We start from the raw sequence: 840 nt of genomic DNA, 5'->3' as shown, positions 1-840 counted from the left end.
GGAACGGAAATCATCACGTTCGCCGGCGACGGCAACATTATCGAATCCGAAGTCGGCACGAGCGGCGTGAAGTACAAAGTCAACGCCGCCAACCTGAACACCGCCATCAACAACCAGATCGCCAACAACACCACCGTGACCGGCCACACCGCCGACATCTCGAAACTGAAAGCCGGCTTCACCGTCAGCAACGAAGCCGGAACGAAACAGGACATCACCCTCGGCGGCGCGACCAAGAAGAACATCAAGTTCGCAGGCGAAACCGGTAAGATCGACGTGACCGTAGCGGCCGACGGAAGCGACGGCGCGAAAGTGACTGTGTCGGCCAACCCCAACCTCGGTCAAAACATCGACATCAGCAACAACTCCGCCATCACCACCATCACCGGCACCCTGTCCGGCGGATTGAACTTCGCCGGCAACGACGGCGCCGTCAACCGCACCCTCGGCCAGACCCTGAACCTCAAAGGCGGCCTGGCAAGCGTGACGAGTGGCGCATCCGGCAAGAACCTCGGCGTGAAAAAGAACGCCGCCGGCGACGGCTTCGACCTCGTCATGAGCGAGACCCCCGAGTTCGCCAGCGTCACAGTCAAAAGTGGCGCGAACGAAATCAAACTCAACGGCGCGACAGGCACCATCGCCGGTTTGAGCAACACCACCCTCGACGCCGGCTGGGGCGAAAACGCCCGCGCCGGACAGGCCGCCACCGAAGGCCAGCTGAAAGCCGCCGCCCTCGCCGCGGGACAGAACGCCACCTACACCATCGGCGCCGCCCCCCACGGAAGCGCCCCCGGCATCCTCCTCGACAGCGCGCACAAACGCCTCGACATCATCCCCACA

At 63.3% G+C, this 840-nt stretch carries 1 protein-coding gene; it reads left to right on the top strand.

What is annotated here, in order from left to right; genetic code table 11:
* Window positions 1–840 (top strand): hypothetical protein (locus B0D78_RS12115; protein WP_205948330.1); only part of this gene is annotated, 840 nt, incomplete at both ends.

Origin of the sequence: Pyramidobacter sp. C12-8, from assembly GCF_002007215.1 — a bacterium.
In the GTDB taxonomy this organism is placed as follows: domain Bacteria; phylum Synergistota; class Synergistia; order Synergistales; family Dethiosulfovibrionaceae; genus Pyramidobacter.
The sequence above is the reverse complement of the archived record's forward strand: the minus strand, read 5'-3'. Positions and strand labels throughout refer to the sequence as shown.